18 protein-coding genes are annotated in these 25,421 nt (G+C 46.9%); 13 read left to right on the top strand and 5 right to left on the bottom strand.

Annotated elements, in window-relative coordinates; all coding sequences use genetic code 11:
* Positions 1 to 215 precede the first annotated feature (215 nt).
* The 4 genes from ABH008_RS10240 (at position 216) to ABH008_RS10225 (ending at position 7,609) form a co-directional block, all read left to right on the top strand.
* Positions 216 to 770 (top strand): papain-like cysteine protease family protein, encoded by a 555-nt coding sequence (locus ABH008_RS10240; protein ID WP_347989759.1) that lies wholly within the window; start codon positions 216 to 218, stop codon positions 768 to 770.
* A 934-nt stretch (positions 771 to 1,704) separates the two neighbouring features.
* Positions 1,705 to 4,872 carry a filamentous hemagglutinin N-terminal domain-containing protein gene (locus ABH008_RS10235; protein WP_347989758.1) on the top strand — a complete coding sequence of 1,056 codons (3,168 nt, stop codon included), beginning with the start codon at positions 1,705 to 1,707 and terminating at the stop codon, positions 4,870 to 4,872.
* Between the two features lie 85 nt (positions 4,873 to 4,957).
* The gene (locus ABH008_RS10230; RefSeq protein ID WP_347989757.1) at positions 4,958 to 6,799 is read left to right on the top strand and encodes a ShlB/FhaC/HecB family hemolysin secretion/activation protein; all 1,842 of its coding nucleotides are present in this window, start codon (positions 4,958 to 4,960) and stop codon (positions 6,797 to 6,799) included.
* Between the two features lie 147 nt (positions 6,800 to 6,946).
* Positions 6,947 to 7,609 (top strand): TonB family protein, encoded by a 663-nt coding sequence (locus ABH008_RS10225; protein ID WP_347989756.1) that lies wholly within the window; start codon positions 6,947 to 6,949, stop codon positions 7,607 to 7,609.
* Between the two features lie 180 nt (positions 7,610 to 7,789).
* On the opposite strand, the gene ABH008_RS10220 is transcribed toward ABH008_RS10225, so the two are convergent.
* The gene (locus ABH008_RS10220; RefSeq protein WP_347989755.1) at positions 7,790 to 9,766 is read right to left on the bottom strand and encodes a serine/threonine protein kinase; all 1,977 of its coding nucleotides are present in this window, start codon (positions 9,764 to 9,766) and stop codon (positions 7,790 to 7,792) included.
* Between the two features lie 557 nt (positions 9,767 to 10,323).
* Between ABH008_RS10220 and ABH008_RS10215 the strand changes: the two genes are divergently transcribed.
* Positions 10,324 to 10,671 carry a hypothetical protein gene (locus ABH008_RS10215; RefSeq protein WP_347989754.1) on the top strand — a complete coding sequence of 116 codons (348 nt, stop codon included), beginning with the start codon at positions 10,324 to 10,326 and terminating at the stop codon, positions 10,669 to 10,671.
* A 230-nt stretch (positions 10,672 to 10,901) separates the two neighbouring features.
* Here the strand turns inward: ABH008_RS10215 and ilvD are convergent, their stop codons facing one another.
* Positions 10,902 to 12,755 carry a dihydroxy-acid dehydratase gene (gene ilvD, locus ABH008_RS10210; RefSeq protein WP_347989753.1) on the bottom strand — a complete coding sequence of 618 codons (1,854 nt, stop codon included), beginning with the start codon at positions 12,753 to 12,755 and terminating at the stop codon, positions 10,902 to 10,904.
* Between the two features lie 329 nt (positions 12,756 to 13,084).
* On the opposite strand from ilvD, the gene ABH008_RS10205 reads away from it, so the two are divergent.
* Positions 13,085 to 13,558 carry a type II secretion system protein gene (locus ABH008_RS10205; protein ID WP_347989752.1) on the top strand — a complete coding sequence of 158 codons (474 nt, stop codon included), beginning with the start codon at positions 13,085 to 13,087 and terminating at the stop codon, positions 13,556 to 13,558.
* Positions 13,559 to 13,715: 157 nt separating this feature from the next.
* Here the strand turns inward: ABH008_RS10205 and ABH008_RS10200 are convergent, their stop codons facing one another.
* Positions 13,716 to 14,540 carry a hypothetical protein gene (locus ABH008_RS10200; protein WP_347989751.1) on the bottom strand — a complete coding sequence of 275 codons (825 nt, stop codon included), beginning with the start codon at positions 14,538 to 14,540 and terminating at the stop codon, positions 13,716 to 13,718.
* A 437-nt stretch (positions 14,541 to 14,977) separates the two neighbouring features.
* Here ABH008_RS10200 and ABH008_RS10195 point away from each other — a divergent pair, with 437 nt between their 5' ends.
* Positions 14,978 to 16,924: a hypothetical protein gene (locus ABH008_RS10195; RefSeq protein WP_347989750.1), complete on the top strand. Its 1,947-nt coding sequence runs from the start codon at positions 14,978 to 14,980 to the stop codon at positions 16,922 to 16,924.
* A gap of 538 nt (positions 16,925 to 17,462) precedes the next feature.
* Complete coding sequence (locus tag ABH008_RS10190) at positions 17,463 to 17,870, top strand: bacteriohemerythrin (RefSeq protein WP_347989749.1); 408 nt, start codon at positions 17,463 to 17,465, stop codon at positions 17,868 to 17,870.
* A gap of 204 nt (positions 17,871 to 18,074) precedes the next feature.
* On the opposite strand, the gene ABH008_RS10185 is transcribed toward ABH008_RS10190, so the two are convergent.
* Positions 18,075 to 19,616, bottom strand: a complete 1,542-nt coding sequence (locus tag ABH008_RS10185; RefSeq protein WP_347989748.1) for a diguanylate cyclase — start codon at positions 19,614 to 19,616, stop codon at positions 18,075 to 18,077.
* Between the two features lie 534 nt (positions 19,617 to 20,150).
* Complete coding sequence (locus tag ABH008_RS10180) at positions 20,151 to 21,125, bottom strand: AAA family ATPase (RefSeq protein ID WP_347989747.1); 975 nt, start codon at positions 21,123 to 21,125, stop codon at positions 20,151 to 20,153.
* Between the two features lie 493 nt (positions 21,126 to 21,618).
* Here ABH008_RS10180 and ABH008_RS10175 point away from each other — a divergent pair, with 493 nt between their 5' ends.
* Genes ABH008_RS10175 through ABH008_RS10155 form a run of 5 tightly spaced genes read left to right on the top strand, consistent with a single transcriptional unit; the run spans position 21,619 to position 25,170 of the window.
* Positions 21,619 to 22,131 carry a terminase small subunit gene (locus ABH008_RS10175; RefSeq protein ID WP_347989746.1) on the top strand — a complete coding sequence of 171 codons (513 nt, stop codon included), beginning with the start codon at positions 21,619 to 21,621 and terminating at the stop codon, positions 22,129 to 22,131.
* Positions 22,109 to 23,632 (top strand): hypothetical protein, encoded by a 1,524-nt coding sequence (locus tag ABH008_RS10170; protein ID WP_347989745.1) that lies wholly within the window; start codon positions 22,109 to 22,111, stop codon positions 23,630 to 23,632. The genes ABH008_RS10175 and ABH008_RS10170 overlap by 23 nt, the downstream gene beginning before the upstream one ends.
* The gene (locus ABH008_RS10165) at positions 23,633 to 23,986 is read left to right on the top strand and encodes a hypothetical protein (RefSeq protein WP_347989744.1); all 354 of its coding nucleotides are present in this window, start codon (positions 23,633 to 23,635) and stop codon (positions 23,984 to 23,986) included.
* Between the two features lie 59 nt (positions 23,987 to 24,045).
* Positions 24,046 to 24,882: a hypothetical protein gene (locus tag ABH008_RS10160; protein WP_347989743.1), complete on the top strand. Its 837-nt coding sequence runs from the start codon at positions 24,046 to 24,048 to the stop codon at positions 24,880 to 24,882.
* A 15-nt stretch (positions 24,883 to 24,897) separates the two neighbouring features.
* Complete coding sequence (locus ABH008_RS10155; protein ID WP_347989742.1) at positions 24,898 to 25,170, top strand: hypothetical protein; 273 nt, start codon at positions 24,898 to 24,900, stop codon at positions 25,168 to 25,170.
* Positions 25,171 to 25,421: the final 251 nt, after the last annotated feature.

The raw sequence follows: 25,421 nt of genomic DNA, 5'->3' as shown, positions 1-25,421 counted from the left end.
ATAGGCGACATTCGGTTTAATTAGTCAATGAACAAAAATGAAAAATAAGCCGAGAGTAGGCTTGCAGAAATAAGCTGGGTTGAATGATAATGAAAACAGTTTCAAACCCAAACTGATAGTTTGAATGCAAAGAAATGCGTTTATTTACAAGCTTTAGCTGGGTTTTACGTTGATCAACTCAGCCTTCGGCTCTACCGCCCTAACAGGAAAATATTATGTATCTTGATATTGGATTTGTTTCTCAATTGAATTTCGGAGCGGGGAATAACATGAACGACCCGACTGGTTGCTGGTATGCATCCGCCTCGATGATCGGCTTTGCGTACGAAGCTGGGCCGCGTTTAGGTATTCCACAATTATATTCTCGCCCTATCACTCACGCTGACGGCAGTTCTGGAACCGGACATTGGGCGATGGAATTGGGTTGGGTAGACACTTTAATGAAAAATGAAAACCTGGTAAAACTTGATGGCGGATTACCCGACAAACCCGTTCTAATTGCCACTGCCTTAAAGAAATGGGGACCATTAATGCTATCCTGGTGGAAAACCAATCAGAATGGTGCTTCCTATGGCCATGCGTCAGTGCTTATTGGAATTGAAAAGGATATCGTAATATTGCATGATCCTGAGAATGCGCCAAGAAGCCGGATACCATTATCAGACTTTTATCCTAGATATCAGAAGATGGCGGGTGCAGGCCAAATTTGGTGGCCGGTTTTACGCAGAAATGCACCAGCATTTAGCTATACGGGCAAAGTAGTTGGGTAAATACGGTTGCTTTAATCTGCGTAAGCACAACATCATTAACGTTAGGCACCAGGAATGTTGGTGTTAGGCTATTCGGTCATGAGGATAGATTAACTTTCAATTGATACGCCGTCCGCTGGTTGGCACATCCTACCCAACCAATAATTGAGCTTGATGGTGGCGATTAAGGCTTTTTGGTGCGGTTCGTAATCTCACAGTACCCTACGAGCTGGGTTGCTTGGTTTTCATTTCATACCATCAATAATTTAGATGTCTATAATAATGGTTGGCATAAATCACACCACTAATAGCTATCCATTGCAACGCCTTCCTGCGGGTCGCGTTTCTCCAAATCGGGCTAGCCAGCTAAATCCAGATTCTGCAAACTAAATAACTATAAAGCAGACATTTAATGCCGATATTAAGATAGTAAATAACATTAATACCAGTCACCAGTCATTACGCTAAATTCAAGTTCTATTACCGATAACAAAATACTGAGTTTACCCGGACTAACGTCTTTTTTTTAATCATCAGATACAAATTTACGTCATTCCAAGTTCAAACTAGAGGTTTTTGGGGTGAACAGTAATTGTTGCCTATTACGAAATAGTTTTGTCGTATTTTCAACACCAATAATTCGTTGACGAACAAGTGAGGTTAGCGCTATCGTTATATACAGCTGAAGATAACGAATTCGAATAAAAGCGGTTGTAATGATAGACCTGGTGCATTTATTTTCCATATTGTCGAGTTGGTTTATCGCGCTCATTACTTTTAATACTTTTAGAGAAAGTTGAGTTATAGCAATCAAAAACACGGGGTATTACAGTTATGTTGCATGATAAGGCTTTAATCTGGGCGTTACTGGTCGTAGTAACGGAGCATTTCACTGGTAAACAATTGGCACATATTGTGTTATTTACAAAATGTAATAACAAGGGTGGATAAAATCATGATTGTAATCCAGCTCTTGTGCGAACCATTCTCGCACCCTAAACTTGTTCTTGCCATTTCGACTACCCTAGCAATAAGCCCCTATGCGCTGCTGGCGGCCCCCATAGACGGAGTAGTCACCAGCGGCAACGCTCAGATTGTCCAATCAGGCACGGCAACCAACATCACCCAGCACACGTCGGAGGCGGTGATCAACTGGCAGGGCTTCTCTGTGGGTAGTGGTGAATCGGTCAATTTCTATCAGCCTGACTCATCGTCAATCACCCTCAACCGGGTACTGGGTAATGAACGAAGCGTTATCGACGGAGCGCTCAACGCCAATGGACAGATATTTCTAATCAATTCGAATGGAATACTGTTCACCAAAGGCAGTAGTGTCAACGCCGCCGGACTGGTAGCGAGCACGATGGACATTAGCAACAAAGATTTTGAAACCGGGCACTATGTCTTTCAGGAAAGCAGCGGCAGCGGATCGGTGATCAACATGGGCACCATCAGCGCGGCTAACGGCGGTTATGTAGCACTGCTGGGCAAGGAAGCACTTAATCAGGGTGTTATTGTCGCCACCCGCGGTACGGTTGCGCTAAGTGCTGGTGAGCAGATCACTCTCAACTTTAACGGTGACTCACTGCTTAACGTCAGTATAGACCAGGGCGTGCTTAATGCGCTGGTGGAAAACCGGCAGGCAATCTATGCAGACGGTGGCAAGGTTTTCCTTACCGCCCGTGCGGCTGATGAACTGCTAACCAGTCAGGTGAACAACACTGGGCTGATAGAGGCGCATACCCTTGGCGATCTCAAGGGGGAGATCGTCGCACATGCCTATGGCGGTAGCGCCCATATCAGCGGCACACTGGACGCTTCGGCGCCTAACGGCGGCGACGGCGGTTTTATCGAGACCAGCGGCGATAAGGTGGAGATTGCCAGCAGCGCGCGCATTACGACCCAGGCGGCGGCTGGCAAGACCGGTCACTGGTTCATCGACCCAGATGGCTTTACCATCGCTAAGGCCGGTGGCGACATAACAGGTGCGGCGATCAGCAACGCTCTCAACTTAAATAACATTAACTTCGCCTCAACTCAAGGCGGGGGCAATAACGGTGACATCAATGTCAACGACCTGGTGAACTGGTCGGCCAACACCACTCTTGGACTGACTGCAACCCATAGCATCAACATCAATGCGCCGATCACTGGTGCGAACGGCGGTCTCACGCTGAGTGCCGGGGCAGACGTCAATTTCAACGCGCAGTCCTCCGCCAATGTAGCAACCTTGACCGCGACCGCCGCTGGCAATGTCAACTTCAATGCGCCGCAATTCTGGACAACGCCAGGCACCAGGACCTTCGCCGGCAATAACATCAACGTCAACGATGCCGTGAGTTGGTCCGACGGCGTTCTGAGTCTCAATGCAGCCAAGTTCATCAATCTGAATGCGGTGATGACGGCGAGCGACAATGCGCGACTGGTAGCGACCTATAACACCGGCATAGATACCAGCACCGATGCCAACGGGGTTCCGACGCCTACCTACGGCACGCCATTAGGGGGCATCAACCCGCTTTTTGACAGCACGCGACAGGAGTTCGTGGGCAGAATCGATTTCACTAACAATACTGCCACTAACCCTCTGACTATCAACGACCATCAGTACACGCTGATCACCAGCATTGGTGCATCGGGCGCGCATGATATGAGCATTATTGATGCGAATGGAGGCATCGGCTTTTATGCCCTGTCCACTGATCTGACCGCACCCTCCACAGCCTTTTCTCAGGTACCGGTACTTCAGCTCGGCGGTGTCGATGCCGCCTTGAATTACGTGCCATCTGCCCTGGAAGGGCTTGGCCACGCCATCAGGGACCTGACTATCAATCAGCAGCAACAACAATATGGCACTGGCTTGTTCGGAATGATCGTCGCTGGAAGTTCTGTCAGCAACATCAATCTGGTCAATATCAATGTGACGGGAGCGTATGACAAGGTCGGTTCTTTGGTCGGTTACAACTACGGCGGTTCTATTAGCAATGCCTATGCGAGCGGTGCGGTAAACGCGACAGCGGTTACAGACTCATTTGGAAGTCTTCATAATGTGAATTATGTCGGCGGCTTGGTCGGGTATAACCTGGGAATTATTTATCGGTCCGGGGCGAATGTGGATGTGACGACAAAGGATGTTTGGTACGTCGGCGGTTTCGCGGGCATCAATGACTCATACGGCACTGCCCCCTTGGACGGCGTCATTATTGGGTCATACGCAAAGGGTGCAGTGAACCTGAAGTTCACAAATTATAACGCTGCGGTCAATCCAGTAGACGACACCGGCTTCGGTGGCTTCGTCGGCACTAACCACTTCCATATTAGCAGCTCATCGTCGAGCGGACCGGTCAATGTCGTGGCACAAACACCCCTAGGCTTTCCAATCTCCCTCGCTAACATTGGCGGATTCGCCGGTGTGAATTCCGGTTTTACCTCGGGTACCACTGCCCTCATCAGCGACTCGTCCTCGTCATCATCCGTAAATGCTCAAGTAGTCGGCGGTCCGGACCAAGGAGGTTTCGGCAATGTCGGTGGCTTTGTGGGGCGAAATGACGACGGGGTCAATAATTCATCCGCGTTTGGGCATACTTACGCGGACAATTCGTATAATGTCGGTGGCTTCGCCGGCGGCAACTTCGGCGTTTTAACCGGAAATACCTTCAACTCGGCGACCACCGGCCAGAATTCTGGCGTTGGCGGCAGTGGTGATGTACCCCCTTCAAATGTGGGTGCTACCAATACGACGGCCACACAGCCGTCAACTACCCAGGGGTGGCAGCCGTCGTCTCAGGCAAAGTACGCAACTGACGCGCGAGCCCAGGCTCAAGCCCTGGCCAATCAGTCTATTACACAGCGGGGCGACGTGGCAGCACTGGATCAATCGGCCACGCAAGCCACTGTGGCCAGTACAGCATCACAGTTGGGATCGGCGCGGATGGCGGAGGTTCAACGCTATGCGGATTCCAGCGCCCTCGCCTCCCCCTTGCCAGACTCAGCGCCACCCTCTATTGACAATAACATTGTTTCCATCGAGCCCTCTAGTTATTCGGCACATGTGCAAAGTATTGAAGTCGATGGCGTGATTTATGACTTAGACGAGGAGGATAAAAAACAGGGTAAAAACTAAATCATTAAAATTAGATTGGCGTCGACTTACTGTTGACCCGTGAGAGATACCTCATAGACTCGCATTATATTTATAGGGACAAACTATGAATCAACAGTCAAGATGCCTCTGTAACGTAATCGGCATCCACAGGCATAGTGATGATTTTGATCCGCTTTCTGGCCTTTTTTTCCAGTTTTTAGTTATCAAAACTAAGCAAATGAACCGTTTTTTTCGCTCTGACTCCATTGCAAATTGCCGACTACTACTTTTTGTACCGATTTTAAGCTTTATAGGTTCCGCAGCAGTGCAGGCCGCGCCTCCAGTGGTGCCTAACTATGGCGCGGGCGAGGCTGTCAAAGATGCGCAACCGCTACGTAGCCTTACACCGCACGAGGCACCCGAGCCGGAAATCATCGAGCAAGAAACGCGTCCACTGGTACTGTCCAAAGGTGAGAGTTTGATGGTGCGTGAGTTCCGCATTGAAGACAGCGAATTCATTCCCGAGGCCGAATTGCAAGCGGAACTGGCCCCTTATAAAGGGCGCTCGCTTGGCATGACCGAGATTCAGGAAGCTGCCGCCAAACTCACCGCGCTTTATCGCAGCCGGGGCTACTTGGTAGCGCGAGCCATTGTGCCAAAGCAAGACGCCACTTCGGGGGTGCTGACTATCCGAATTATCGTCGGAAAATATGGCAAGTTCACGCTCGACAACCAATCACTGGTCGGTGACGATTTGCTGCTCGGTAATTTCGCTTCGCTACAAGGGGATAATGCGGTATCGAGGGCCGAGTTGGAGCGCGCCATGCTGCTCATCGACGACCTGCCCGGTGCAGCCATGCCCAAACTTACGATCACGCGGGGCAAGTTGTTCGGTACCTCGGATTTCGGCATTGAGGTACCTAAAGACAAGCGAGTACAAGGTTATCTGCAGGGCGACAACTTGGGGTCACGATACACCGGTGAGTATCGGCTGAGTGGTGGGACATCCTTGAATTCGCCATTAGGCTTTGCCGATCAGCTTAACGTTCGCGGGCTGGTCAGCGACGGTACCGGGCTGGTCAATGGCAGTACGTCATACAACTTCCCGTTGCTGGACAACGGTCTTCGGGCACAAATCTCTGCTTCGGTAACAACCTACCAACTAGGCTCCAACTATGCCAAACTCGATGCGACAGGCACAGCCTATTATTTCGAGTCGTCGCTGAGTTATCCGCTGCTACGTAGCCGCGAAGAAAGCCTGTATCTATCGCTGGGGCTAGCAAAGAAGTTGTTGCGCGATACTGTCGGCGTATCTGGGTTCATTACTGCTAGAGAGGCGCAAACCGCCAATATGACTGTGCGCCATGAGCAGTGGGGTTCTTTATTCAATATGGGGGTATATCACAACCTGACGGGAGCCTTCACCTACGGTAATCTGGACTACAACGACCCTGAGCGAAAGGTTTTCAACAAAGCTGGTGTCAATACTGTAGGGGATTATGCGCGTTTCAATTTTGATTTTTCTAGCATAATCTCGCTGACTCCGTTATGGAGTCTGAACGCTACACTTAGCATGCAAAAAGCGTTGATAAACAAAAATCTCGATCCCATCGAGCAGATGTACCTGACCTGCAGCAGCTGCGTCGGCGTTAAGGTTTACCGCGAGACGATCAGCGGCGACAACGGCTTTATGGTCGGAACTGAGCTACGCTACAGCCTGCCGGTATGGGGCAGCATTAAGCATTCGGCAGGGGTGTTCGCCGACACCGGCGGGGTCTATGCAGAGCATGCCGGTTTTACGCAGGTGAGTCATATCCAACTGTCCGACGTAGGTATAGGTTACTACGCAGGCTGGGGATCTTTCAATTCGCTGGTCCAGTTCGCGCATAGTATTGGACCTATCCCAGTTGCCGTGACAAGCGAAGAGACTTACCGTCTGCGAGCGCAGGTTGGTCTGGCGTTCTGAGTCGATTAAATAGACGTCGACAAGAATAGCATGGCAGACACCGGACTTGAATGTGCTGCACCCTAGGTGAGCTTAGGAAATGAAGAGATACAACTAGTGGCAGGGATAAAATCGTTGGTATTTGAATATCGTTGTGTCCTACTCAGCATGGCAGCTTCACTGGGGCTGCATACAGTTGTGGCTATTGGTATATTAGGCAAAAACCAGAGCAAGCCGCCGCAACGTGAAGAGTTAGTGGTCGAGTTGATTGGTATGGTGAGTACCCGCCAGGTCGAACAGAAGCAGCAGGGAGAGGTCAGTCCTAGCAGCACGCAGAAAGCGGCCAAAAAGATGATGACGCGCGTCCACAAGGCCTCGAATCCGGTAAAGGCAATGGCTAGGCCGGAAAAGACTAAGCCTGAACCACAACCACAATCGGAGCAGCAGGCGTTAAGCGCTACGCCGCCCGTAATTGGCAATACGGCGCCTTTGGGGTCTGAATCGCCGCAGATGCAACAAATTTTAAAGCCGCGCGAATCCGAAGCAAGCCTGATCCGCGCGTATCTTGCTGGTCTTAAACGGGAGATCCAGAATCATCTGGACTATCCAGATGACGCGCGTGACATTGGTAACGTAGGCGCCCCTACAATCCGCTTTACCATTACCGAGAGCGGCGACATTCTGCCAGGTTCGTTGTCCATTTACCTGAGCAGCGGTTCGGCACAGCTTGATGAACAGGCCATACGAGCAGCACAGAGCTCAGCCCCGATGGCTAAGCCGCCGCGGCCGATGACAGTGACGATTAAGGTGGCATTCATCCAAGACAAGTGATCTGGGTAGAACTGGCAAGGCCGTAGATGTGCCAACCAACAATTGAGGTTGATGGTGGCGATTAAGGCTTTTTGGTGCGGTTCGTGGCCTCACCGCACCCTACAGGCTACGGCTATTAGTTTAAATAATATAGTTCGCTTGGGTTATAGGTATTTTGGTTAGCATTATACTTGCGTAATATCACCAGGCTTCGAGTACCACGACTTTCCAGGCGCGATTTTCGGTGGGGCGTAAGGTTTCCCAGGAGGCGATGCGGTGGGAGGTTTCGGCTTCGGCTGCGGACTGATTTTCATAATAGCCGACCCCTGCTTCCTGCTTGGCTATTTGTTGGGATAGTTGGCGCAGCTCTGGGATTTGCAAGTAACGGTCTTCGCGAAACAGATTGCGGCCAATTTCATCAGGATTGTTGTCGTACAAAATTAGTCCATCGTCTTGCACTACCCAGATATCGCGTTGCGCAGTATGTTGGTCTTCTGCCAATAAGCCGCCTAAAAACTCGGCAGCTTGTATACGTGCTGCAATGAAGCCTGTTACTTGCTGGCCCTGCTTAACAGGTACCACCAGTGTGACGGCGGCAAAGCCTTCTGGAGCCATATACACGCGACTGAGTACCGGCTGGCCGGTTTGCAGGGTTAAAATATTGTGTTCCAATTGCGAGGTATCGGCACCGATGGCGTGTCGATATTTATCTGGCACCACCGCCATAATGCGCCCCGGTGCCTGACTGGCAGCGATACTTTCCACACCAGCGGATTGTTCAAGCAGCACAGCCAGTGCCTTAGTCAGCTTTGGGCCGGGATTAACGTTGTGCAGACTAGCTGCCAGTTGTGTCTGCCCTTGTTGCAGGGTTGCCAAACGCTGCCGAATCAGGCTGGCAATATGATCTGCTGCGGTGAGGTTGGTATTGGAGATGCGAGTGACCTCCGCCAGTGCGGTTTCTACTTTGTGCTTTTCGCGTTTTACGTTTTCGCTTTCTGTCTCGGCCAGTTGCCGGGCTTGTTGGGCTTCTACACCAAATTTAAAGGCCAGCCCGGCACCGATGAGTATGGCGATCAATACTGCCAGTGCTGCCAGCAGTGCAATGCGGTTACGGGCGATAAAACGCCGCAATAGTTCGGCGGGTGAATAGGCGTAGGTATTCACTAAGCGCCCGTCTCGGTAGGCACATAATTCTTCGGCCAGTAAGGCGGCATTGGCAAAGCGTAGGCTGGGATTTTTTTGCAGTGCTTTATCGCAAATGGCGGTTAACTCTGGCGGTAATGCTAATTTGGGATGCCGGGTTAGAGGCATGGGCTGGGTACTGCTTAATTGCGCCAGAATATCATCGGTGCTGCCACGTAAGGGTGGATGCCCAACCAGCAAATAATAAAGCATGCAACCTAAAGCAAACACATCGGAACGTGCATCCACTTGGCCGAAACTTGGATCGGCCTGTTCTGGAGCCATATAGGCTGGCGTGCCCAATATATCGCCGATACAGGTTAGTTCTGGATTATCCTGCTGACTGGGTTGTTGTGGGGTAAGGTTGTCGGCTTCGTTTTCGACCTTGGCTAAGCCCCAGTCCAGCACGATGGTTTCGCCAAATGGCCCTAAGACGATATTGCCCGGTTTGATGTCGCGATGGATAATGCCTTTGGAATGCGCGTAGGCGATGGCTTCACACACATCGATTAATCTGTCTAATAAACCTAACCGCTGCGCTAGTGCCTGTTCGGGGGCCGGACATTGATTGCAGGCGTTAAGTTTTTTAGCCAGAGTGTCGCCACGCACCAAACGCATGACGTAGTAGGGAGCGCCACTCTCTTTTGTACCTAGATCGTAAACGGGCACAATACCCGGATGTTCCAGGCGTCCGGTAATGCGTGCCTCGCGCAGGAAACGGCTGCTAAGCGATTCGTCCTGATGTGCGGCTTGATCGAGCATTTCTTTGATGGCCACTTCGCGGCCGATGCGTTCATCAAAACCCAGTAATACCCGGCCTACCCCGCCCTCGCCTACTGCGCCACGCAGGGAATAATCACCAGAAAATTTTTCGAACTGTTCGCTGTCTGCGGCGTTTTCGGTGACGGGGGTTGGATAATGCCGTGAACGTAGCACGGTTTTATCATCCTCTGGCCGGGGTTTTATTAGGGTGTAATCATCATCGGAAGCTATCATTTGCCGGTTTATTAAAGCAGTTAGCAAGCTTTAAGTGTAGACGCAAATGCAAATGATGAGAGGGAGATTAGGTGAGGATAATAGTTAATGTTGTTTTTTAATGCCTTGGGGATTAGCCAGTATAGGTCGCAATCGGTGTAGCCTTAATGCAACACGGTGGCCTTTGACCATGGGGATTGGGGTAATGTAAACCAAAATTTTGAGCTAGATGGCTGCGATTAAGGCTTTGGGGTGCGGTTCGTGACCTCACCGCACACTACGCTTTTCATTCCCACGATTACTTACACTAATCGTGGCTACACTGGCTAAAACTAAAGGTATTGGTTTTTTGTCGGCTCCTTAGTATACGGTATATCAAGCCAGCCATCTTGTGAAAAATAACGCATAAATAATGTTAATTTATTGATATTTTTAAAAAATCTGTATTTATAAAATGAGTCAGCCTAGTTACTTTTGCATTGTTATGCGCAATGGACTTGGCTTGTGTCTATTTTTAAAAAATCCGGTAGTCTCAAACTTTACCGGGATTAATATCATTTTAAAATCGGAGTCTTGTCATGAAAAAATATACAATGCTGCTACTGGCTTCCCTATTTATGTCACCATTTGTAAATGCAATGGAAATGTCAAATGGATGGTGTGCGCCTGAAAACGCTAGTTGTGATGGTAGCATCGATAGTGGTGATACTAGTGGCGGCGGCGGTGTTAGTGGCGGCGGTGGTGGCGGAACTGGCAGTACTGACCATGAGTTATGTATGTTGGGATGCGATCAAGACCTTAATACAGAATTTCTAAATGACTGTGTGGCTAGGGATAACCTTGAAAGTGAACTTGCCTGTTTGGAATCCGCCCTAGCACAGTATCGTTATTGTGCTGCTGACTGTGATAATAGATATAGTCATTAACGCTGACATGGGTGACAGTTGCATTTGTTTCTACCCACACGATAAGCTGCTATAGGTCGTAATAGGCGAAGCCGTATTGTGACACGGTGGCTTTCCTCTGGATAAACGAGTTAGAGCTTCTCAACTAACCCACTATGGGTATTGGGGTAATGCAAAGCAAAATTTTGAGATTAATGGCAGAAATTAAAGCTTTATGGTGCGGTTCGTTTCCTCACCGCACCCTACGGAGCTTAGTTTCTTTCGACTTGTGATACGTCTCTGACAGCACCTTTGGCGGCGGAGGTGGTCATGGCGGCATAGGCACGTAAGGCGGCGGAAACGGTTCTATCCCGATTGACCGGTTTCCAGGCGGCGGTACCTTTGGTGTCCATGGCCTGACGGCGGCTTTGCAGGGTTTCTGCTGACACGGCCAAATTTATGCTGCGGTTGGGTATATCAATTTCGATAGTGTCGCCCTCTTCTACTAAGCCTATGGCACCGCCCTCTGCCGCTTCTGGTGAGGCGTGGCCGATGGAAAGTCCTGAGGTGCCGCCTGAAAAACGACCGTCTGTGAGTAAGGCGCACACTTTTCCTAAACCTTTTGATTTGAGGTAGCTGGTGGGATACAACATTTCTTGCATGCCTGGGCCACCTTTGGGGCCTTCGTAGCGGATAACCACTACATCACCCGCAACGATTTTGTCGCTTAAAATACCTGCAACCGCATCGTCCTGGCTTTCGAAAATACGGGCGCGTCCGGTAAATTTAAGTGCGCTGTCATCGACACCTGCGGTTTTGACGATACAACCTTCTAAAGCAATGTTGCCGTACAATACGGCCAGACCGCCATCTTGCGAATAAGCATGGGCTTTGTCGCGTATACAGCCTTCGGCGCGGTCGTCATCCAGGCTAGCATAGCGCATGGATTGTGAAAACGCTACGGTGGTGGCTATGCCACCTGGTGCAGCTTGGTAGAAAGTTTTTACCGCATCGTCTGTGGTTCGCAGAATATCCCACTCTTCTAGCGCGGCTGCCATGTTAGCGGCATACACGGTGGGTACATCACGATTGATCAGGCCGGCACGATCTAGTTCGCCTAAAATACGCATAACACCACCAGCCCGGTGTACGTCTTCCATGTGGTACTTTTGTGTAGCGGGTGCAACTTTGGATAAACACGGTACGCGGCGGGAAATAACATCGATATCGGCCATGGTGAAATTGACGCCCGCTTCGTGAGCGGCGGCCAATAGATGCAACACGGTATTGGTAGAGCCACCCATAGCCACATCCAGACTCATGGCATTTTCAAAGGCGGCAAAGGTGGCAATATTACGTGGCAGTACCGCGTAATCGTCTTGTTCATAATGGCGTTTGGCCAGTTCTACGATGCGACGACCGGCACTTAAAAACAACTGTTCTCTGTCGGCATGGGTAGCCAGCAAAGAGCCATTGCCGGGTAAAGATAAGCCTAGGGCTTCGGTCAGACAGTTCATGGAATTGGCGGTAAACATGCCCGAGCAGGAACCGCAGGTGGGGCAAGCAGAGCGCTCCACGGCAGCCACTTGTTCATCGCTGATTTTGTCATCAGCGGCTTCTACCATGGCATCGACTAAATCCAATTTTCGAGTTTGACCGTTCCAGTTGACTTTACCGGCTTCCATGGGGCCGCCGGAGACGAAGATGACGGGTATGTTTAAACGTAATGCGGCCATCAACATGCCGGGGGTGATTTTGTCGCAATTGGAAATACACACCAAGGCATCGGCACAGTGGGCGTTGACCATGTATTCCACGCTGTCGGCTATCAGGTCGCGGCTGGGTAGCGAGTACAGCATACCGCTGTGGCCCATGGCGATGCCATCATCCACGGCGATAGTGTTAAATTCTTTTGCCACGCCGCCGACTTTTTCGATTTCGCGCGCCACGAGTTGCCCCATGTCTTTTAAATGCACATGTCCGGGTACAAATTGTGTAAAGGAGTTGGCGATGGCGATGATGGGTTTGTTGAAATCGCCTTCTTTCATGCCAGTAGCCCGCCAGAGGGCGCGTGCGCCTGCCATATTACGGCCATGGGTGGTGGTGCGGGAACGATATTGTGGCATGAGAGACCTCGATATATGTAAAGCGGAAATTGGACAATTGTACTCTATGCGTCTAAGTTGCTCCAGCGAGATGCGTCTGGCTCGGTTTAATTTTTTTGGGTTTAGGTTGGGTTATGTGGCCGAGTTTGCCTTGGTTTGGTGTAATCTTGATTAAAATTTTGAGTTTGATGGGGGTGAGTAAGGCTTTTGGTGCGGTTCGTGACCTCACCGCACCGAGGCTGCAAAGGCTTTGTAACTTGTATTTACACTTACTTCAATTATATTTAACTAACGTTATTTAACCTTAATAAAATTGACTAAACAAAGTTTTGAGAAAATAAATGGGATAATTGCGGAAATTTCAAACTGGATTTACCTTAATTGAACTGGTACTTGCAATTGTCATTCTCGGCATTCTTGCGGCTACAGCCTTACCCAAAATACTTAACGTGGACACTTCGGCCAAAATCAATTCGGTTAATGCACTGGCCGGGGCAATTCAATCTGCCGCTAACAACTATAATGTTTTGTGTGCAGCAACTCCCAGTTGCAATCTTAAAAATGATCAACTACATATTTATATTAACAACCAGTGGCTTTGGTTGAATTATGGCTGGCCAGACGCGGGTGACGATATTGGTGTAGACGAAATAGACACTACCTTAAGTACCAGTGGATTTACCATATCCACGCCGAATATTTATACTACGGTGTTCAGCCTCTCCAGCGCACGAACCCCAGCCAACTGTAGTGTATCGTATTTGCAGGCTTTATATAACGTAAGATACAGTCCTGTAATCACCACGATCACTACGGGTTGTTAATGGATTTGGGTTTTGTCACAATGTTTTACAGCATCAGGGAAAACACGCTTTCGTTTTAAATTAATAACAATGGCTACAGGGAGGGTTAAATGTGGGTAAAAATACTCTACACCTCCAAAATAGCTATAACACCTGTACTGTACTCAATAAATATCCATTAATCATAGATTCGTTCGTGAAGATCGCCACCGAAATGGAAGTTTGCTTTCAGGAAGAATAAATCGGAGCCTTCGGTTAATCCAAAACCCAAACCCAGCGAGGAACGTAGGGTATCAAATAACACTGTGTGTACAGTTGGCACTACATAGTGCTGTTGTTGGCCTATGGGGGTAATGTCGTTAACTTTGCCGGGTGCGCCATAGATTTGCAGACCCAGCCGGGTCAATTCGCTCATTTGATAGCTGGCTTCGCCGCGATATCCGACTTCGAATACTTCTTTGTGGTTGTCGCCTATCATAACTTTATCAATATCTGGAGCGTTGATAATGAAAGTCCAGTCGCCTATGTCTTTTTGCATAGTGAGCATGAATTCGCCCTCTACCTGATCATCATTGAATTTGGAACTCCACCATTCAATTTCGCTGTACCAACCCAGATCAACGGGTAACTCGCCTGCTTCTGCAAAGCGGCCTCGAAACCGGAATTTGGAACCCGCATATTGCAGATCTTGTGCATCGGGTTTGGCCAGATTGAGGTAGTAGGCAAAATCGAACTTGTCGGTTATACCGTATTCCAGTTCCACCGCGTATCGCATCATGCTCTGACTGGCATAGGTGGGTGATGTTCCGCCCTGCCCTTCTGCATGACCTGAAACGATATAACTGCTCAGCAATTCTGGATCGACATTGCCCTTGCCTTGGGTTTGGTAGCCATAGACCTGAAACTCGAAAGGATCCACATCGGCGCAGACAGGGGCTGTTATAAGCAATGCTAACCAGCCACAACAATACGGTAGCCAACTGGCCTGGGGTTTGCAAAACATGCTAATGCCTCGTTTATATCAATGAATTAGAAATAATGATAACCATTCTCATTTGTATTTGTCAAATCAATTCAATTTTATAAGGTTTTTAGGAGAAACCAGCGGGTGACCAATGGAATTGAAATACGAGTCTGTGAAAAGCAAACTTGATTAGTAACAGCCGCTATAAATCGTGATGTTTTAAGGGCTGAATGGCTAGTCTGGTGTGGTATTGCGGTGGTATAAGGTGAGCTTAATTTGGACTTGACGCAGTGGACTTCGTCTGGTATCCTTTTGGACATTATGCATAGAGTGCTGCCATGCTACTTAAGTGCTTAGGCACTCTGGATAAGGAGATCGTTATTTGTAATGGTCTCGATTGAACGACAGCCTTTACCTACGATTTTTACAATGGCGATAATGCCCTGACTCCGACTACCCGAATCACCAGGAAAACCATGATTAATCAGATTCTTGCAAAAAAAACCAAGAGCCATTGCGGCAAAACCCTGACATTAATGGCATCGGCAATGCTGTTTAATAGCATAACGGCGCAAGCGCAGATCTATACCATACCCTACTCGATTACGGGATCAACAGGTTTAGCTGGAATAGATGTTGGTATTAGCGGTAGCGACGGCCAAAACCTGGATATCATTAGCGTTACGGCTTCCCTGTTACATCCCAATCAGGTTGTAGCCGGCGATATAGTTAATTTGACTCAATACGCACTTTCTGGCGCTGGCGGCAGTTCGGTGTATGCCTATGGCGGTAAGGGTGGTTATGTTAATTCCATCCAGGATTGGACCGAATATAACGCTGCATCAACCAATATTCATACCACTGCCCTCGCTGCCAATGGTGGGAATTCTACCTATTTTAAAGGTGGTTTGGGTGATGTGGCTTTTGCATCCAGCACTGTTAAACTGGGCGGCAATGGTTTGCTGAATGTGGTTGGCTCTGGCGGTAACGGTGGTAGTGGTAATATGGGTGGCGCTGATGGTGCTAACGGGGTCGCGCAGGCCAGTGGCATTACCAGTCTTGACCATAGCATGGATGTTACGGTTTCCGCCGACGGCGGCAGCGCTGGCACGGGTATCATTGGTGCGGGCGGTAATGCCGCTAAGGGTGTAGTAGTGAGTGCCTATGGCCAATCGGATACTGGCACAGTCTCTGTCTCTGCCACACAAACGGGCGGCAACGGTGGCGCTGCCTATCATGGTATTGATGGCGGGGGTGGCGCTGATTCTGTGGTCAGTAATGTGGTGAGCGGCTCGACAAGCGGTATGCTGACCTTATCTCAACGCGCGACCGGTGGAAATGGCGGCTTTTCTTACGGCTCTGGACAAGGTGCCCATATTGCTGGCGATGGTGGCGTTGGCTCTTCTAGCCTTAACTATACTGACAGCAAGGCCAGCCAACTTAATGCGTATGTCTACGCGCGCGGTGGGCAAGGTGGCGCTTCCGACGGCGGAGTGATTGGAAAAGGTGGAAATGCGCTGGCGACCCTTAACTTAACATCAAATAATGTAGGTGCCGGCGTTAAAGCGATATCACAGGCCATTGGTGGTAATGCAGGTAATAGCGCAAATGGCATACAGGCCAACGCAACGGCGACAGCCACGGCCTCTATGGTGGGTGAAAACGACAGTCAAGGTGCTTATGCAACTGGCTGGGCGCAGAGCGCTGTTAACAGCAACGCCACTGCCACCAGTATTGCCCGCAGTTCGTTGACTAATCCGGCTATTATTGCTACCGCCAACAGCAATACGGTGTCGGGCGGTTTGGCCGATAGCCAAAGCGCGGCTTTTTATCAAAACCTGACCTATAACATACAAACAGACTTTATCGGACAACCGACCAGCTCTGTATATGCCACAGCCATGCCGACCTATCCCACTTCAGCGCTACCCGATGGCGGATCGGTGGTTATTGGTGAATTCGATGCCGAAGGCAATTATCTAACCACTCAAAGCGGTGTGTCTACAGTAACCGACACCGTGAGTTTTGATATCGATACCAGCCAGATACCCTTGACAGGCAATATCTTCCTTTCGGGTAAAGGCTTTGCTGTTGGTAACTTGAGTTTATCGCAAAGTGAAAGCGTCAAGATCAACGGTACTATCGAGACTTTTACTATCCAGATTATAGCGCACTTAAACAGTGTTGGCGCTGCATTCGGTTATAATTTTATTGCTTATGATCCTGTCGCAAATCCTAATATGCAAAATTTTAATCAGAGCTTTAGTTCGGCTAAGGATGTTAACAACTTTTATAGCCAAAACCAGATATTTGATATGGGACCGGCAGTGGTTGCCACGCCGTTGCCAAATGTAGGGTTTATGATGCTGTCTGGCCTTGCTTTGCTATGGGGTACGCAACAGAAACGTAAAGTGGTGGCCTAGATTGCGGCTTTAGAGTTGGTCTTTGCCGGGTTTGTTAAAGCGGGATTTATACAGGGCTAATGTAGGCCAAAATTTTGAGTTTGAGGTGGGTGAGTAAGGTTTTGGTGCGGTTCGTTCCTCACCGAACCCTAAGGGGCTTGATCAAAATTTGGGTTTGATATGGGCGAGTATGGCTTTTGGTGCGGTTCGTTCCTCACCGCACCCTACGACTGGCAATATATTCCTTTCGAAAGGAGGCGTGTCGATCGCAACCGCTGCACTTCATTTTGTTCAGCACCTATAATCCTTTGTTTGATTTATTCGAAATCAGACCCAATAGTCATATTTGCTTACCCTAAAATACCGTTTTTACAACAGAAAGTCGCCAGAGACTGTTTGCATATTGCGGGATAGCAGTTTTGCATTATGCCAAATACCCAGCATATTTTTACGTTTATTATTCTTACAATAATTGAGGTTTAATAGCTCTGAGAAGCGGAGTGGTTTATGACCACCCCCACTTCTCGGTTTGTATTGATAATAAGAACAGGAGACGAGCATGTCTTTACTTAACTGGTCTAGCGCTTTTTGCGTTGGCGTAACAGAAATTGATGATCAACATAAAAAACTGGTTGATATGGCAAATCGACTGAATGATGCCATGCAAATTGGTCAGGGCCGGGAAGCATTGGCTAAGATACTCAATGAACTGGTGGACTATACGGTTTACCATTTTGGCACCGAAGAAAAACTAATGAGTGTGCATCAGTATCCGAATCAGGCCGCACATAAAGAGGAACACAAAAAGCTTATTGCTGCTGTTAGTGATTTCAAAAGAAAATTTGATACTGGGGATGCGGCAATTACGTCTGAAATTATGAATTTTCTGCGTGATTGGCTGACCAAACATATTTTGCAGTCTGATAAGTTATTTGCGAAAGATTTGAATAGCAAAGGGGTAAAATAGCTTAACTTTATTTAACTTAAGCTGATTATCCTCTTGCTTTAGTAACAGTTATTTCAATACGATGGCGCATCAATCGCGACTGATGCGCTTCACGTTGTTCACACATATAAGACCATTGATTTTAATTACAATCAGTTGTTAAAAGCGTATAGCGGCAATACTGCGGGAAACGAAGTGACTGGTTAGAAGCGGAGAAAATCGCATCTAGACTAAGGCCACGATACGATTGCGGCCCAGTGTTTTTGCCTGGTAAAGCCGTTTGTCAGCTTTATTTAGTAATTGTTCGATAGTGGTGTCTTGTTCGGTTAATACGGCAATGCCCATTGATACCGTAATGCGCAAGCATACTGCTCGCTCGACGCGCATATCGGTACAGTTAATGTTTTCTTGTAGGCGTTGCGCAAGCTCGACTGCACCGTCCAAATCGGTTTGTGGTAATAGTACGGCGAATTCTTCACCACCCAGGCGACCGATGACATCCACGGCGCGAAAGGTGTTGCGTAAAATGCTGCTAAACATTTGCAAGACTTTATCACCGGCTTTGTGACCGTATTCGTCATTGACGCGTTTAAAAAAATCCAGATCCAGCATAATTAAGGCCAGTGATTGCTGATAACGCCGGGTTCTGGCCAGTTCTCTCTCAGCCAGTTCTATAAAATAACGGCGATTGGCAATTTCGGTGAGGAAATCAATATGCGCCCGATATTCGAGTTCGGTTTGTAAACTCTTTTGCTGGGTAATATCTTGCACTGAGCTGATGCTGGAAATACTGCCTTGTTCATCCAGTAACGCCGCTACCGATAAGTTTACCCAGGCTATAGAACCATCTTTGCACAGATAGCGTTTTTCCAGTTCATATTGTTTCAACGTTCCATTCATTAATTGTTTAAACAGATGAATGTCCTGCCCCAGATCGTCGGGATGGGTAATGGCCTGAAAATATTTAATGTTGTACATTAATTCATCATGACTATAGCCAGTAATGTGGCAGAAGGTTGTATTGACCAGCTGGAAACTACCCTCGCTATTCACTTGTGCAATACCCACTGCTGCGTTTTCGAAAATACCACGAAAGCGTTGTTCGCTGGCTTGCAGTGCTTGTTCGGTTTTTTTTAAGGCATCCACATCGGTATGTGTACCGCTCATACGCACAGCATTGCCGTATTCGTCTCGTTCCACAACTCGCGCCCGATCCAGTATCCATTTATAGGCACCGGATTTGGTTTTCATGCGATACATCAGTTGGTGTTCGCTAGTGATACCTTTTAGTGCTGCTTCAATGGATGCGCAGGCGGCTTCTCGATCTTGCGGATGCACAAAATCGGACCATTGCTGGGTGGTTTCATTAATTTCTTTAAAATGAAAGCCTAACATTTCTGCCCATGTGGCATTGCGTTTGACCTCGTTGCGGGTAAGATGCCAATCCCAAAAGCCTAATTGGCTGCCGTTCAGCACACTGAGCAAAGTTTCTTCACTTTGCTTAAGCTTGTCAATTTGCTTGTTATGCCGAGCAAAAACCTCATTTAACCCGCTATAGAGCACTAGCGAACTGAGTATCATAAACAAGGTTATGTTGAGACATGAAAAAAACGTAACAATGTCAGAAAAATGCAGCACATACACGCTTATCAGATAGCTAACTGTTACCCACAGCGCAGCAAACCCGATGTAGAGTTGTATTTTTTTTCGCAAAGCCAGCCATGATCTGGCTTTCTGCTGCTTTAGTATTGATTCGGTACTGTTCATTTTTTAAGGAATAAATGACTCAATTATTAGTCTATAAACCGCAATTTAAGTAGAGTCTATCAGCTATCAAGACCAAGAATAAAGAATTAAATAGCAAAATTTAACGGTGATAGCTGGCTGAAAAAAAATAAGGTATCTAAAAAGTTTGAATAGAGTTCCCTAATCCAGTAAACCAACAAAGCAGGCACCTTTGTTTGCGGTTTTAGCTGTAGGTACACTGAGCCTAGGTAAAGGTTTTTGACCAAGCCGAACTCAGTTTATCAAATAACTTAGTCATCGTAACTATTCTGTGTGGTTTTTTATAATTCAATCAATGGACTGTAGATGTGCAGAACGAAGCGAAGTGCATCGTTTTCGAGATTGATGCGCCTCCTGACGTAGACACATCCTATAAATATTTACCTGATACTATGTGGGTGCAATAGTGATAAATCAACATACTTGATCACCAATAGCATACATCAGAGGTCAATTAGCTAAAATTAATAACTAACTGCCAGACATAGCAGCCACCTAATCTTGGGGTATTTGCGTTTATTTAACCTTGTAGCCTTGGTCAAAAATAATATCGGTGAGCATTTCGTAATCCAGAGTCATGGCTTTGACTTTGTTTTGCGTGTTTTTGATTAAGGTTGTATAGCTAACATCAGATTCTTGAAGTTTTTGACACATGCGTGCGTAAGACTCTAGCATTTGCTGAGAATGGGTGGTAGCAAATATCTGACAATTACATTGTTTGGAAATGCTGAATACTAATTCTGAGAGTTTATCTAGCTTACTGTAGTGCACGCCTTTATCAATTTCGTCTATAAACAAATAACCATTACGATTGGCACAAATACCACACACCAGGGTAATAAAGTGACGTAAACCTTCGCCAAATTCCACAATGTCGCGGTATTCTCGCTTGCCCGACTCGGCCACGCAGCACTGCGGTTTATCGCCGATGACTTTAAAATTAAGTATGCTGTGATCAAAAGCGTTAATTAAATGATTTAATTCGGCTTCTTTATCCTGTTTCTGAATGAAATGATAGGCTTGTGCCAGTTTGGCATCCGACCAGCCTGAGCTTTCTATAAAATTAAATGTACCAACATGCTGATAACTATCAAATTCTATTTTATTGGCTGCAATGTTAACCACGCTGTCATTAATAGTGCCAAAGTAGGCTTTGATTTCGTTATTTTCTTTAATGGCTAAAAACTGTTTATTAATATTGGAGCTGAGTTTAATGTCTTTTATATATTCTAAAAAACTACGCGCGCACTCGGCATCGATACCGCCAGTAATATTTCTTTTTTCGCGCATGGCTTTTACGGTAATGAGACCAATCAATAAATACTTGATATCTTTAGCATACAGATTAATAAAACAAGCTTCCATAAAAGCGGTTTTACCAATATTGTTTTTACCGCTAACTAGATTAATACGCTTAAAACCTTTGGCTTCCAGGCCATTGAAGCATTTGTATTGATTGATTTCAATATTCTTAAGGAAGTGGTTTGACATTAACTTATATTTTCCAATAATTTGTATGTATCCGTTACTTGTAGCGGGTTTGGCTTCAGTTAAACAGTGTGCTAATGCGTCAGCACTTTTAAAACCTAAAAGATAACGCTGATCTGGCCGTTATCCTTTAGAGATATTAGCTATACTTGTGAACTTTACGGCTGACAAGACAGGGGGCATAAGCTTGATTACTATTTGCCTAATTTAATTACTCTGAAGAGTCTTTATATCATAAATTAGCACGTCACATTGAGTGAAATTTACACTGGCACGGCATACTCTTGCTGGCTACAGATCAACCTTAGCCTCTTTAAGGCCATAGCGACTGATTTACGCGCTAATCGCCGCTATGCTCACCTATTTTTGTAACTATCAGCTGACTTTTCGGCTAGCCGCATTAACAGCCTTGCCTTGCCAAACTCATCCACACTAAAACGGTTGATATAAACCATTAATCAGATACAATTGGTTTATATCAACCGTATAAACTTTTATGCCACTCTCTAAAAAACAACAGCTATTTATTGACGAATATTTGATTGATCTAAACGCCACGCAAGCAGCTATACGAGCGGGTTATTGCGTTAAGCGTGCCAGTGATCGTGGTTATCAGTTGTGTCTGTCTCCCCTTGTTCAGGCACAAATTGCGGAAAAAATGGCAAAGCGTGCGCAGCAATTGGCACTGGATCAAAACCGGGTGGTGTTAGAAATTGCGCGTTTGGCATTTAATGATCCACGCCGTGCATTTGCGGCAAACGGTGCCCTGCTTGCCATTCAAGACTGGCCGGATGAGGTGGCGGCGGCCATTTCTTCGATAAAAGTACATGAAATAAAAGACAGCGAAGGGAATGTGATCGGCGAGTGTAAGGAAATTAAATTTTGGGATAAAGGCAAGCAACTGGAGTTGGCTGCCCGACATCTGGGTATGTTGAAAGATAAACTGGAACTATCCACGCCTGTTTCTGAATTAATTAAGGCCGCACGTGAACGCATCCGCACAGATTGAGTTGGCTGAGTGGATGGCAAAGTTCTATGCCGATCCGTTGGGGTTTGTCTTGTACGCATTCCCCTGGGACACTGACCCTGCCCTGCAGATTGTGCCTTTAACCGCACCTTATCAGCGCCGCTTCAATTGCCGTTTTGGCCCGGATGTTTGGGCCTGTGAGTTTTTGGATGAATTAGGCGCGCAGGTTAAACAACGTAATTTTGATGGCGTACATGCGGTGGACGCGATTCGCATGACGGTAGCATCTGGGCATGGTGTGGGAAAGAGTGCCATGACCGCCTGGATAGTTAACTGGATAATGTCGACCCGGCCATTTGCCAAAGGCATTGTCACCGCGAATACTGCGGAGCAGTTATCCAGCAAAACCTGGGCAGAAATCAGCAAGTGGGCGAAAAAATCGGTTACCCGCGAATGGTGGAAAATCAGCACAGGTAAAGGCGCCATGAAGATGTGTCATGTAGATCATCCTGAATCCTGGCAGGTATCTGCACAAACTTGTCGGGAGGAAAACGCCGAAGCTTTTGCCGGTTTACATGCGGCAGATTCCACGCCTTTTTACTTGTTTGACGAAGCCTCTGCCATACCGGATGCCATTGCCGAAGTGGCTGAAGGTGGTTTGACTGATGGCGAGCCTATGTTTTTTAAATTTGGAAATCCAACACGTAATAGTGGTGATTTTCATCGTTGTTTTCATGGTCAGCGCCATCGTTGGATTTGCCGACAAATTGATTCGCGCAATGTGGCCATCACCAATAAAAGACAACTGCAACAATGGCTGGACGATTATGGCGTGGACAGCGACTTTGTAAAAATCAGGGTGCGCGGGTTGTTTCCCAGCCTATCGGCCAAACAGTTTATTGCCACTGCCGATGTGGATGCCGCGTTGGGGCGAGAATTACGCCAGGAACAGTTTAATTTTGCGCCAAAAATTCTGACTTGTGATCCGGCCTGGGAAGGTGATGATGAATTGGTGATTGGTTTACGCCAAGGTTTACTGTTCAAGATTTTACGGGTTATACCCAAGAATGATAACGATATTCATATCGCTAACATTCTGGCGCGGGATGAGGATGAGCAGCAAGCAGATGCAGTGTTTGTAGATGCGGGTTACGGCACGGGCATCGTTTCGGCGGGTACCACGTTGGGTAGAGATTGGACCTTGGTGTGGTTTGCTTCGGCAGCGGCGGATGCGGGTTGCTTGAATAAACGTGCAGAAATGTGGAAGTTGATGCGCGACTGGTTAAAGTCGGGTGGTTGTTTGCCTGACGATAAGGTGTTGTATGCGGATTTAATCGGCCCGGAAACGGTGCCACGCCTGGATGGCAAAATACAGTTGGAAAGTAAGCAGGATATGAAACGGCGCAAGCTGGCATCGCCGAATCGGGCCGATGCACTGGCTTTGTCGTTTGCAGCGCCGGTGACGAATAAAGCAGCGGCTGATTTTAATCAACGTTCGCGGGAGCAGGCAATCCGCGGCCACGACCCTTTTGCGAGGTTTTAAATGATAGCTTGGTTACGTGCAAAAACGAATCCGGTACCGATTCATTATGATTGTTTATTGTTGCTGAATAGCGGCGAAGTGGTACTGGGCAGGCCGCAAGCAGACTGGTTGATAGTGGCTTGGTCTACACTGAACCGCCCAGACTGGGTGCAGAGTAAAACCGTTAAACCTGGTCATGCGCGTGGAGAGCGCCATCCTAAGGTGTTTTTATCGGATGCGGATTGCGAATTAATCCGCGATTTGTATGGTGATGGCGGTGTGTTGACTTATCAGCAGCTGGCGGAAAAGTTTGAGTGTAGTAAGTCTACGGTCAGGGATATTGTTAAGTGTCGGACGCGGTATGTGAGTCAATAACGGATTTTTATCTATTAATTCGAAATACCTATACAATTGACTGATGAGTAAAATGAAATATGGTATTCTTTGCCTATAAATATAAATTATCAGCTGAACTAAAAACATTATTTCCAGCTATTCTTTTGGATTTTTTTTGTAAAAACCACACAATCAGAAAGATGACTGCGCAACCTCAAACAACTGCCAAGGAGCTTGTTGATAGACTTGCCGGTTTTGCACGTTCTGAAAAAACACCTTCCGAATTTGAAATAGCTGCATTTAAGCGCGAGTCTAAAAAACTTGCTAAGGTTGATCAAGCAAGGTCAGACATGTGTTTAGGCATGATCGCCTGTCTTGAAGGAAATATTGAGGTATGTAAAAAAAAGCATGAACTATCTATTCGTAACGGTCAAGAGTTTGAATTTCATATTAACTATTATGCTTCTTTAATTCACCTCAAACGACTGTATGATGCTAATTTATGCCTTGAAAATGCATTGCTTTTATATCCTAACAATCCTGAGCTAATAAGTGAGATTATGATTAACTCATACTTTTTAGGCTTGTATGATAAATCACTCCAGTATGCTGATAGATTGGCAAAAGTTGATTCCGGTATACTGATCACAGATATATCAAGTGAATCCAAATTGGTTTTAGATTTAGGTATATCTATTGATTCACTTTATCAGGCTGCTAAATTCATTGACGAAGTATGCCGTAACTACTCTGTAAAAATGGACCATGTTAGATTAATACAAGTGGAAGATGGGGTTTTAAAATGGATCGAAACATCAACCGATGTGGCGACGACAGTTGCTATGAATTGTGATCTGTTTGAAAAATTTGCCAAAGCTGATGACTTTGATTTGGGTGATTTTTCGGTATCATTTAGATCTAGAGCAATTGGTTAAAAATGAGAAGAATTTTTGATCTTTGCTAAAAACTTGCCCGATGATATTGAAATTAATCTAAGAAATGCCATCAGTAGAGCTTATTATGCCGCTTACCACTCCTGCCTTGGAAAAATTGAAGTTGATAAAACGGTAAAAGGTGGTGTGCATCAAAAGTTGATTACTTCCTTGAAAAAAACACCTAATAGTAAGGCCAAAGAATTGGGTTATGCACTTGAAGTACTTAAGCGAAACAGGACTATTGGGGTTGATTTTAAGAAACTCTGCAGTACGCGATTCTTTGTTTAATATATCAATCTCCACTTTTTCGTAGTTGATGCCTAGTTGGTTTAACAACAATCTAATTTTGTAGCAATTTCCAGAGGGTAAAAAATCATAAAGTTTGTACATTTTTGTTCCGAAGCTGTTTTAAAAGGCTTGCTTACTCTAGCATTTAGCATCCAGCATTTTCTATTGATTTTTTCTAAATCATCCACCTTGAAATTTTTCTGCCTAACTCCATTTTGGTTTTGTAAGAATAATTTTTACTGGATAACACA

The sequence above is a fragment of the Methylomonas sp. AM2-LC genome (genome assembly GCF_039904985.1).
GTDB lineage: Bacteria > Pseudomonadota > Gammaproteobacteria > Methylococcales > Methylomonadaceae > Methylomonas.
This window is presented reverse-complemented; position numbering and strand designations above follow the sequence as displayed.

What these genes read in the sequence shown, in the direction of transcription:
- ABH008_RS10200 (WP_347989751.1), bottom strand. Translation starts at nt 14,540, where the DNA reads ATGTTTTGCAAACCCCAGGCCAGTTGGCTACCGTATTGTTGTGGCTGG.
- ABH008_RS10230 (WP_347989757.1), top strand. Translation starts at nt 4,958, where the DNA reads ATGAATCAACAGTCAAGATGCCTCTGTAACGTAATCGGCATCCACAGG.
- ABH008_RS10160 (WP_347989743.1), top strand. Translation starts at nt 24,046, where the DNA reads ATGGTATTCTTTGCCTATAAATATAAATTATCAGCTGAACTAAAAACA.
- ABH008_RS10240 (WP_347989759.1), top strand. Translation starts at nt 216, where the DNA reads ATGTATCTTGATATTGGATTTGTTTCTCAATTGAATTTCGGAGCGGGG.
- ABH008_RS10165 (WP_347989744.1), top strand. Translation starts at nt 23,633, where the DNA reads ATGATAGCTTGGTTACGTGCAAAAACGAATCCGGTACCGATTCATTAT.
- ABH008_RS10185 (WP_347989748.1), bottom strand. Translation starts at nt 19,616, where the DNA reads ATGAACAGTACCGAATCAATACTAAAGCAGCAGAAAGCCAGATCATGG.
- ABH008_RS10225 (WP_347989756.1), top strand. Translation starts at nt 6,947, where the DNA reads ATGGCAGCTTCACTGGGGCTGCATACAGTTGTGGCTATTGGTATATTA.
- ABH008_RS10175 (WP_347989746.1), top strand. Translation starts at nt 21,619, where the DNA reads ATGCCACTCTCTAAAAAACAACAGCTATTTATTGACGAATATTTGATT.
- ABH008_RS10235 (WP_347989758.1), top strand. Translation starts at nt 1,705, where the DNA reads ATGATTGTAATCCAGCTCTTGTGCGAACCATTCTCGCACCCTAAACTT.
- ABH008_RS10215 (WP_347989754.1), top strand. Translation starts at nt 10,324, where the DNA reads ATGAAAAAATATACAATGCTGCTACTGGCTTCCCTATTTATGTCACCA.
- ABH008_RS10190 (WP_347989749.1), top strand. Translation starts at nt 17,463, where the DNA reads ATGTCTTTACTTAACTGGTCTAGCGCTTTTTGCGTTGGCGTAACAGAA.
- ABH008_RS10220 (WP_347989755.1), bottom strand. Translation starts at nt 9,766, where the DNA reads ATGATAGCTTCCGATGATGATTACACCCTAATAAAACCCCGGCCAGAG.
- ABH008_RS10180 (WP_347989747.1), bottom strand. Translation starts at nt 21,125, where the DNA reads ATGTCAAACCACTTCCTTAAGAATATTGAAATCAATCAATACAAATGC.
- ilvD (WP_347989753.1), bottom strand. Translation starts at nt 12,755, where the DNA reads ATGCCACAATATCGTTCCCGCACCACCACCCATGGCCGTAATATGGCA.
- ABH008_RS10195 (WP_347989750.1), top strand. Translation starts at nt 14,978, where the DNA reads ATGATTAATCAGATTCTTGCAAAAAAAACCAAGAGCCATTGCGGCAAA.